The following is a 9,357-nucleotide window of genomic DNA, read 5'->3' as shown; positions in this document are numbered from 1 at the left end:
GGCGTCAGCTTCGATACCTCGGCCAGCATCCTCTTGAGTTCTCGGCTGCGCATCTGTGACTCCCGTCGCCCCAGACTCCGGGGCCGTGCGAGCCAATATCCCTCCCCACAGGCTCAACACGTGAGCCATCACGAATCAACGCGCAAAGAGCCAACAAAAAAGCGCCCGAGGGGCGCTTTCTTCGTTCCGGTCCCGAAGGATCAGAAGTTGTGGCGGACGCCAGCGGCCAGCGACGAGAAGTCGTTGCCCTTGCCCAGACCACCGACCGGGTCATAGGCGCCGTTCTTTTGGTTGTCGACCTTGGTCCAGAAACCGTAGACCTTGGTGCGCTTGCTCAGGTTGTAGTTGTAGCCAACCGTCAGCTGCTTGGCGCCGTCGTCGGCCACCATCTTGTCGGCCTTGCCGAAGTTCAGGTGGAACTCGGATTGACCCATGACATACATACCGGAAGCGCGCCACACGTTCCAGTTCTTCTTGCCGACGCCGGCAAAGGTGTTCTCAGCGCGCTGCACATAGCCGCCGATGACGACGGGGCCAAACTCGTACAGGCCGCGGATGGCGATCTGGGTGAAGTCACCCTTCTTTTCGTAGCCGAGGCCGGCGTGGGCGGGGCCCATGTCGTAGTTCACAGCGACGTCGAAAGCGCGAGTCGTCGTGTTTTCACCAGCGGCTGCGGAAACTTCGGCAGAGAAGCCACCTGCGCTCGGGGTGAAGTAAGAGATCTTGTTGTTCGTGTAGAACTGGGTCGCATACAGCGCGTCGGCCGAGGTGCCAGTGTCATGGTTGTGCATGGACACGTAGTCGGCCGTAGCGAAGTAAGAGCCCGGGAACCACTTGCCGAGGCGGATGCCGCCGAAGCCGCCTTCCAACTGAACCCACGAAGCGCGGTTCCAGAAGGTGGTGCCCCCGGAAGCGGCGCCGGTGTCGCTTTGCAGACCGTGCTCCAGCGAGAAGGAAGCCTTCAGGCCGCCGCCGAGGTCTTCGCTGCCCTTGAAGCCCAGGCGCGACGAGTTGTTTTGCACAACGACCTTGCGGTCTTGCGAGCCGAACTTCTGGCTTTCGACGGAGGTGTTGAGGCGGCCCCACAGGGTCACGCTTTGTGCGAAAGCCGGCGCGGCGGCGGTAGCGGCCAGAGCGGCGACGAGTGCAATCTTCTTCATCGTTTTGCCTTTGTAGAGAGGTTGGGCGAGGCCATGGGCCCTGCCTTGAAGGACCAGTGGCGGCCAGTATAGGAGCGGCTTTTGCCGCGCCCGACTGCGGCGACGCGTGGATGCAACAGTGGGCCTAGGGACCTTGAAAAGCCCGCCCCGCCTGCATCAGGCCGCGATGTCGTCGGCGCTCAGCCCGGCCAGGTGGCGGTCGTCGTTCCAGCCAACCAGCGTGAATCCTTCGGCTGTTGCGAGCAATCGGTTGATGGTGGCATTGCCCAGTTGCCAGCTGCGCGGCGCGTCCAGGGCGGACTGGGTCGCCGCCCTGTAGAGGCAGTCCAGCACGCCGCCATGGGCAACCAGCGCAATGCTCTGCCCCGGGTGGGCCGAGGCGGCGCGGCGGACCGCAGCGACGCAGCGAGCGCTGAAGACGGTCAGGCTCTCGCCGCCGCCGACGGCGAAATCGGGCTCCCGACGCCGCCAACGGGCGGCATCGTCGGGATAACCCCTATCAATCTCTTCCCAACTCAGGCCCTCGAACCGGCCGAAAGCACGCTCGCGCAGGGCGGCGTCGAAGTGAATGGCCAGACCTTGAGCGCCGGCCACGGCCTCAGCCGTCTGGCGGGCGCGGCTGAGATCACTGGAATAGATGGCCGCCAACGGCTCGTCGGCCAGGGCATCGGCCAGGCGCTGAGCCTGGGCCAGACCCAGCGGGCTCAGCGGGATGTCGGTATGACCCTGGATTCGCGTGGCGCGGTTCCAGGCGGTCTCGCCGTGGCGGATCAGGATCAGTCGAGTGACTTCTTCCAGCACTAGACGCCCCAGACGACGTCGGCCTTTTCCTTCACGCTGCGCTGCATCAACTCGTGCAGCGGCCAGGCACGCTGCCGCAGGGACACGCCCTGGCGGCGCGGCACGGCCTCGCCGGCGGCCTTGGCTTCGTCGACGCTGCGCTGGAATTGCGCCTCATCGGCCGCCACGCCCGCTTCCAGCGCCTGGATCAGGCCTGGCAGTGCAGCCAGTTCGAGGATGCCTTGTTGGGCGGGTTCACGCCCCATCAGACGCAGCACGGCATCGGCCGAATCGGCCATCATGATGACGTCGGCGCCAGCCTTGGATTTGAAGCGGTAGAGCATGGCCGCATTGTGCGCGCCACGCCGCCTCAAGCGCTGGCCAACCCCAGCCAGCCGGACACCGGCGAGTCGACGACATGGCGGCGCGGGCGCACGCGCTGCTCGAATTCGTCGGGCGGCAGCGGCCTGGCAAACAGATAGCCCTGGAACTCATGACAGCCGGCCTGGGCCAGGAAGTCGCGCTGGGCCTCGGTCTCAACACCCTCGGCGATGACTTGCAGCCCCAGGGCCCGGCCCATCTGCACGATGGCGTTGGCGATGCCGACATCGCTGGCGTCGCTGGGCAGACCCTGCACAAAGCTGCGGTCGATCTTCAGGCGTTGGATGGGGAAGCGCTTGAGATAGCCCAGCGAGGAGTAGCCGGTGCCGAAGTCGTCGATGGACAGCGTGACGCCCAGGGCTGCCAGCGCGCGCATGCGCTTGAGAGCCTCCTCGGCATCACCGAGCAGCACGCCTTCGGTCAATTCCAGTTCGAGCAGGCTGGCCGGCAGCGTGGCCTCGCGCAGGGCTTCGGCCACCGTCTCGACGAAATGGGCCTGTTGGAACTGCAAGGCCGACACGTTGACGGCGACCGGCATGCGCAGGCCGCGGCCCAGCCAATAGGCGGCCTGGCCCACGGCCTCGCGCAGCACCCACTCGCCGATGGCGACGACAAAGCCGCTTTCCTCGGCCAGCGGGATGAATTCGGCAGGCGAGATGTCGCCACGCTGAGGGTCGCGCCAGCGGATCAGCGCCTCGGCGCCGATGACGCGGTCGCTGCCGAGCTCGACCTGGGGCTGGTAGTGCAGGCGGAAACGCCCCTCGGCCAGGGCCTGGCGCATGTCGTGGTCCAGGCGCATGCGCGACAGCAGGTCGACTTCCTTGCGCGGTACGTGGAAGCGAAAGCCCGCGCGGCCACTTTCCTTGACCCAGTGCATGGCGCGCTCCGCGCTGGCCATCAGTTCGTCAGGTGAGCTGCCGTCGCCCGGGTGCAAGGCGATGCCACAGCTGGCCGTGACAGTGAAGCTCAGCGTGTCGAAGCTGAAGGGCTGTGCCAGCAGTTGCTGCACATGGCGGGCGGCGGCCTCCGCCTCGAACATCTGGGCGCCGTCGATCAGCAGCGCGAATTCATCGCCGCCCAATCGGGCCAGGGTGTCATTGGCACCAACGGCGCCGCGCAGGCGCTCGACGACCTCGCGCAGCACGCGGTCGCCATAGCTGTGGCCGAGCGTGTCGTTGATCTGCTTGAAGCGGTCCAGGTCGAGGTGCAGCAGCGCGAAGGCAGGGGCCGGCTGGCCGGTGTCAACGGCGGCCATCTGCTGCACGATGCGGTCGGCCAGCGCACGGCGGTTGGGCGCGCCGGTCAGCACGTCGGAGCGGCCAAGCTCCTCAATGCGTTGGTGCGCAGCGAGCTTCTCGCTCAGGTCGCGGAAGGAGAAGACCCGGCCGATGGGTTCGCCGCGGCTCATCTGCGGCAGCGAGACCTGTTCCAGCACGCGGCCGTCGGCCAGGCGCAGCATGTCGCTGGAGCGCATCAGCGGCGCGTCCAGCAGGGACTCGATGCGCAGGCGGTACTGCTCGCCGTCGCGCATGACACGCTGCAGGCTCAGCCACAGGCCGGCGTCGCCGGGTTCGTGCAGCAGGCCGCCGGGCAAGCCCCAGAGCTTGGCGAAGCGGCGGTTGAAGCTGCGCACGCGGCCGCCCAGGTCGACGACGAGGATGCCGTCGGCGGTGGATTCCAGCGTCGCGCGCAGTTCAGCCAGCAAGGTTTCGCGTTCGGCCTCGGCGCGGCGGCGGCGCGTCTGGTCATGCAGCAGCACCAACCAGTAGCGGCCGCCGTCGGGCGTGTGGACGGGGCTGATGCTGCGGCTGACCCAACGCGGCTGGCCGTCGCTGTGGGTCAGCACCGTGTCGGAGCGGATGCGGGCGAAAGGATCGCGGGCGGCGCCCTGCCAGAAGGCCTCATCCTCCAACGAGCCGCACAACAGGGCCGGCGGCTGGCCCAGCGCCCGTTCGGGCTTGAGGCCGAGCAGGCGCAACGCAGCCCGGTTGACGGCGTTGACGGTCAGGCTTTCGCCATCCACCAGCCAGGCGGGTTCGGGCAGGCCTTCCAGCAGCGCGGCGATCACGGACGGCGCCTCCGAAGCGCGGGGCAAGGCTGAGTTCGCCTCGCGGCCGGCGTTCACGCGGCCAACTCCCCTGGTCCCGTACTCGCGGCGTCGAAGAAGTAGGCGATGCGCGCCCGGGGGCTGAGGTAGTCGAGCGAGGCTCGCGGCAGGAACTGGGGCTTGAGGCTGCGGCGGATGCCGAGGTCCGGCATCTCTTCCAGGTTGAGGATGAGCGCCTCTTCCTTGGCCACCTTGGTGTCATGGACCATGACGCGGGGCTTGAGCGGCCGCGCCGAGTTGACGGACACGACCAGGGCATAGCGGTCGTCGGTCAGTTGCACCGTGGAGCCCGGCGGGTAGACGCCCATCATGCGGATGAAGGCGTTCAGCATGGTCGCGTCGAAGCGGTTGCGGCCCTGCGCGAACATCAGCGACAGTGCCTCGTGCGGCGTCATCGCCTTGGACGTGATCAGCGGATTGCACAGGCCGTCAAAGCGGTTCACCAGCGCAACGATGCGCGCGCCGGTGCTCATGCGGTCCATGTTGATCTTTTGCGGGAAGCCGCTGCCGTCGGCATGCTCATGATGCTGGGCGACGATGAGCAACGGGCCGGGCGCCAGGCCCATGGTCTGGGCGATGGCCACGCCCTTGACGACGTGCTGCTGGTAGGCCTGCGTCTCGGCCGCCGTGAAGCTCTCGTCACGGTGGCGCAGGCGGGCCGCGACTTCGAGCTTGCCGACATCGTGCAGCAGCGAGCCCACGCCGAGGTCCATCATCTCGTCGCGACCGAGGCCAAAGGCGCGGCCGAGCAGCAGGGCAATGATGCAGACGTTCAGCGCGTGTGCAGTGCTGCGGTCGCCGGCGGCTTCGTTGAGCAGCCGCATATTGAGATCACCCTCGACCAGCATCTTGTCGAGCAGTGCGGCGGTCAAGGTCTCGGCTTGGGTCCGGGCGGCATGGGGGTCAGGCTGGACCAGGTCCATGACGCCGCGAAAGCCTATGGCCGCCTCGCCGTACTGCTCCTCGCACAGGCGCAGGGCCTCACGCTGGGCGGCCAGCGCGCGGCGGTGGGCTTCGCGAGCCAGGTCTTCAGGGCTGGGTTGCGAGGGGGCGGAACTGTCGCCCGCAACAGCGGCGTCGCCGGCATCCGCAGCCACGGCGACCTCGGACGACTGCAGGTCCAGGTCGCTCTTGGCAGGGCTCCAGCGCACCTGGGTCAAGCCAAGGCGGCGCAGGATCAGCAACTGATCGCTGGAGGCGATCTTGAAGCTCGATAGCGGGAAGGGATGCGACATCCAGCCGAGATCCAGATGAATGAACATCCCGACGGCCAACTGGCTGACATCGATCAGTGGATCGCTTGTTCTATCCTGCATTCGCTCAAAACCCGTGCGCCCGGGGCACCCTCGACCCGGCCCGAGCTCCGGCAGCCCTGCCGCAGTGCTCGAACCGGTCTCCTACTATATGCCAAATCGGCCGATCGCGCCCGCTACCGGCTGGGAAAAGTCCCGGCGGCGCGCAAGTCGGAGCTTAGCGCCTGAACGTGACCGATTTCCCACCGCTTTGTCGGGGCAAACGCGGAGGAATGCATGACCGGCGGCCTGTGTGAGGCCGCGTTGAGGCCTCTCTCACCGTCGGGCGTGATGGAGGGCAACGAACTCGCGATACCAGTGGGCGCTGTCCTTGAGCAGTCGCTGCTGGCTCGCGTAGTCGACATGCACGAGGCCGAAGCGCTTGTCATAGCCGGAGTTCCACTCGAAGTTGTCGAGCAGGCTCCAGTAGAAATAACCGCGCACGTCGGCACCCAGGCTCATCGCGGTGGACAGCGCCTGGAGATGTGCCGACAGGTAGGCGATGCGCTCTTTGTCGGGCACCCGGCCGTCGACGACGCGGTCGGCATTCGCCATGCCGTTCTCGGTGATGAACATCGGCGGCGGGTTGTACTCGCGCGCCAGGCGCACCAGGTGCTGGGCGAAGACCTCGGGCACGATCTCCCAGCCCATGTCGGTGAAGCCGCGCTTGCCCGGGCCCGGGACGGTCTTGCCGTCCGCGCCGAAGAGGCTGCGCGTATAGAAATTGATGCCGAGGAAGTCCAGCGGCTGGCGGATGCGGTCCAGGTCGCCGGCTTCGATCCGCGGCGCATCCGCACCGACATATTCAAGAGCGTCGGCCGGGTATGCGCCGCGGAAGATCGGGTCCATGTACCAGCGCACGTTGAGCCCGTCATCGATGCGGGCGGCGCGGCGGTCAGCCTCGTTGGGCGTGGCGGGGAAGGACGGCGTGTGGTTGAGCACGATGCCGAGTTGGGTCCGGGTGACCGCGCGCATCGCGGCGATGGCTTCGCCGTGAGACAACATCAGGTGGTGGGCCACCTGCAAGCTCTCGGCGCGGCTGGTGTGACCAGGCGCGAACTGGGCGGTCTCGTAGCCCAAAGTTGCCGTGCACCAGGGCTCGTTGTGCGTCGCGATGCTGGCCAGCCGGTCCCCGAAGCGGCGCGCGATCTCGGCACCGTAGTCGGCGAAACGGCCGACGATGCCGCGCGACAACCACCCACCGATGCTCTCGTCCAGGGCCTGCGGCAGGTCCCAGTGATAAAGGGTGCAGTGGGGCTGAATGCCGGCTTCGAGCAGGGCGTCGATGAGGCGATCATAGAAGGCGAAGCCGGCTTCGTTCCAGGCGCCCTCCCCCAGCGGCTGCACGCGCGGCCAGCTGAAGCTGAAGCGGTAGCAGTCCAGGCCCAGGCCCTTCATCAATGCGACGTCATCGCGGAAGCGGTGGTAGTGGTCGCAGGCGACGTCGATGTTGGACGCATCCTTGATACGACCCGGCTGGCGGCAGAAATGGTCCCAGATGGAGGCGGCCTTGCCATCTTCGAAGGCGGCGCCCTCGATCTGCGCGGCGCTGGTGGCGACGCCCCACAGAAAGCCGGGTGGGAAGGACTGGGCGAGTGCGGCGGGGTCGATGCGGTCGAGGTTGGCGAGGCTCATGGCAGGGAGGCAAGGGCAAAAAAACTGGGGCAAGGCGGCGGCGGCACCGCGGCGACGAAGCGAGGACGGGACCTAAGACGAGTCAGGCGGGCGGAATGGCCGAATCCGCAGGGCAGCGGTAGCGCTTCATGGCGTCTCCTGTGTTATTTGAATTGGCGTACCACGACCAAGCCGACCGCTTTGACAGCGGCGCGTGCCGGACCACCGAGGGGCTGGAGTAGCAGGTTCTGAAGCGACGCCCGCCCATGGCGCGGCCATCTTGCCCGACGGATGACAACGCTGTCAATACGGACTGTTAGCGGTAACGGCAGCGCTGCGACGGCCGATCAAAGCAAGGAGGGCTGAGGCGAAAGCGCGCCGGCTCAGCGGGCGCGCGTGGAGTCCCGCACGACAAGTTCGTGCCGCAGCACCTTGTGCAGATCGGCTTCGTCTGCCGGTCCCGCAGAGGCGTCGGGCCGCTGCCCCGTGACCAGCATTTCCACCGCCGTGCGCGCCATTTCGGCGACCGGCTGACGCACGGTGGTCAGCGGCGGCCAGACCAGGGCGGCGGTCGGGGAATCGTCGAAACCGGCCACCGACAGGTCGTTGGGCACGGGCAGGCCCAGGCGCTGGGCCGCGGCCAGCACGCCCAGGGCCATGTCGTCATTGCTGGCGAACACGGCGGTCGGCCGCTGGCGACGGCTGAGCAGCTGATGAGCCGCCTCGCGGCCGCTCTCGAAAGTGAAGGCACCGGGCTGGATCAGCTCGGGGTCGGGCTCCAGGCCATGCGCGCGCAGCGCATTGACGAAGCCCTGATAGCGCGCTGCGCTGGCCGACTGGTCCGGCGGCCCCTTGATGAAGGCGATGCGCTGGTGGCCCAGGCTGAGCAGCAGGTTGGTGATCTCTTCGGCCGCATGCACATCGTCCATGCGCACCGAAGGCACGCCGCGCAGGTCGCGTTCGGGTGACATCAGCACGCAGGGCGTGCCGTTCTCGCGCAGCGCGGCGAGCACCTCGGGGTTGTCGCACAGCGGCGGCGTCAGGATCATGCCGTCGGGGCGCAGCGCCATCACCATGCGGTCGATCTGCTGGCGCAGGTCGGGCGCGTCGTTGTGAAGTGACTCGACGACCAGGTGATAGCCCAGCTCGCGGCAACGCACCGTGGCGCCTTGTTGCACGCTGCCGACGAAGATCGCGCTGGGGTCGTAATAGAGCAGGCCGATCAGGAAGGACCGTCCACCTGCGAGGCTGCGAGCCGACTGCTTGGGCCGGTAGCGCAGCGCCTCCACCACCTTGAGCACCTGATCCCGGGTGCTTTCATGCACACCGGGCTCATGGTTGAGCACGCGCGATACCGTCTTGATCGACACGCCCGCTTCGCGGGCAACGTCGACGATGGTGGGGGTGGTACCGCGCGGGGTCATGGTGCCCCTCGTCCAAGGCGTACCTTGGCCGGTCCCCCGAGGGGACGGCGATGTTCGGGGGGGATGCCCCCCGAACACATCGCCAAGCGGGCCGGCTTGGGAGCGGCCCGGCGCTCGGCCCGAATACGGTTGCAGGTACGGCTCATGGACTCAGCAGGCCTTACTTCTTCTTGGCCTTGGCGGCCGGCTTGGCTGCCGGCTTGGCAGCGGCCTTCTTGGCTGCAGCCTTGGGGTCGACGGCGGCCTTGAAGCCAGCGCCGGCGGTGAACTTGGGCAGCTTGGCGGCGGCGATCTTGATCTTGGCGCCGGTGCTGGGATTCACGCCGTTGCGGGCGGCACGTGCGTGCTGCTTGAAGGAGCCGAAGCCCGGGATCGACACCGCACCACCCTTTTTGACGGTGGTGACGATGGCGTCCAGCAGGGTCTCGAGGACGCGGCCAGCTTCGGCCTTGCTCAGCTCGTGCTTGGCGGCCAGGTGTTCGATCAGATCGGTCTTGTTCATGCGGGGGGTCTCGTCCAAAAACGCGCCCGAACGGCTCGGGCGGGCGGGATTGTGGCGCATTGCGGGAGGCATACAGTCTCGGCAGAGTCCCGTATCC

Annotated in this window: 8 protein-coding genes; all 8 read right to left on the bottom strand. The window is 67.4% G+C overall.

Annotated features, from left to right (window positions below; translation table 11 throughout):
- Positions 1-200 precede the first annotated feature (200 nt).
- The 8 genes from ASC95_RS14150 to ASC95_RS14115 all read right to left on the bottom strand — a co-directional run bounded on the left by ASC95_RS14150 (position 201) and on the right by ASC95_RS14115 (position 9,260).
- Entirely contained in the window at positions 201-1,160 is a 960-nt protein-coding gene (locus ASC95_RS14150) for a porin (RefSeq protein WP_057298295.1), read from the bottom strand.
- A gap of 156 nt (positions 1,161-1,316) precedes the next feature.
- Entirely contained in the window at positions 1,317-1,958 is a 642-nt protein-coding gene (locus tag ASC95_RS14145; RefSeq protein ID WP_057298386.1) for a histidine phosphatase family protein, read from the bottom strand.
- A 2-nt stretch (positions 1,959-1,960) separates the two neighbouring features.
- Entirely contained in the window at positions 1,961-2,284 is a 324-nt protein-coding gene (locus ASC95_RS14140) for a DUF1840 domain-containing protein (RefSeq protein ID WP_057298294.1), read from the bottom strand.
- A gap of 26 nt (positions 2,285-2,310) precedes the next feature.
- Entirely contained in the window at positions 2,311-4,416 is a 2,106-nt protein-coding gene (locus ASC95_RS14135) for a bifunctional diguanylate cyclase/phosphodiesterase (RefSeq protein WP_235537919.1), read from the bottom strand.
- Positions 4,417-4,442: 26 nt separating this feature from the next.
- Complete coding sequence (locus tag ASC95_RS14130) at positions 4,443-5,744, bottom strand: HD-GYP domain-containing protein (protein WP_057298293.1); 1,302 nt, start codon at positions 5,742-5,744, stop codon at positions 4,443-4,445.
- A 252-nt stretch (positions 5,745-5,996) separates the two neighbouring features.
- Positions 5,997-7,355 (bottom strand): GH1 family beta-glucosidase, encoded by a 1,359-nt coding sequence (locus tag ASC95_RS14125; RefSeq protein WP_057298292.1) that lies wholly within the window; start codon positions 7,353-7,355, stop codon positions 5,997-5,999.
- 362 nt (positions 7,356-7,717) lie between these two features.
- Entirely contained in the window at positions 7,718-8,758 is a 1,041-nt protein-coding gene (locus ASC95_RS14120) for a LacI family DNA-binding transcriptional regulator (protein ID WP_057298291.1), read from the bottom strand.
- Positions 8,759-8,918: 160 nt separating this feature from the next.
- A complete protein-coding gene (locus tag ASC95_RS14115) occupies positions 8,919-9,260 on the bottom strand; it encodes an HU family DNA-binding protein (protein WP_056194383.1) in 342 nt (113 codons plus the stop codon).
- Positions 9,261-9,357: the final 97 nt, after the last annotated feature.

Source organism: Pelomonas sp. Root1217, from assembly GCF_001425705.1.
In the GTDB taxonomy this organism is placed as follows: domain Bacteria; phylum Pseudomonadota; class Gammaproteobacteria; order Burkholderiales; family Burkholderiaceae_C; genus Pelomonas.
The sequence above is the reverse complement of the archived record's forward strand: the minus strand, read 5'-3'. Positions and strand labels throughout refer to the sequence as shown.

Coding starts and splice junctions, on each gene's coding strand:
- ASC95_RS14125 (WP_057298292.1), bottom strand. CDS start 7,355: ATGAGCCTCGCCAACCTCGACCGCATCGACCCCGCCGCACTCGCCCAG.
- ASC95_RS14120 (WP_057298291.1), bottom strand. CDS start 8,758: ATGACCCCGCGCGGTACCACCCCCACCATCGTCGACGTTGCCCGCGAA.
- ASC95_RS14140 (WP_057298294.1), bottom strand. CDS start 2,284: ATGCTCTACCGCTTCAAATCCAAGGCTGGCGCCGACGTCATCATGATG.
- ASC95_RS14150 (WP_057298295.1), bottom strand. CDS start 1,160: ATGAAGAAGATTGCACTCGTCGCCGCTCTGGCCGCTACCGCCGCCGCG.
- ASC95_RS14115 (WP_056194383.1), bottom strand. CDS start 9,260: ATGAACAAGACCGATCTGATCGAACACCTGGCCGCCAAGCACGAGCTG.
- ASC95_RS14130 (WP_057298293.1), bottom strand. CDS start 5,744: ATGCAGGATAGAACAAGCGATCCACTGATCGATGTCAGCCAGTTGGCC.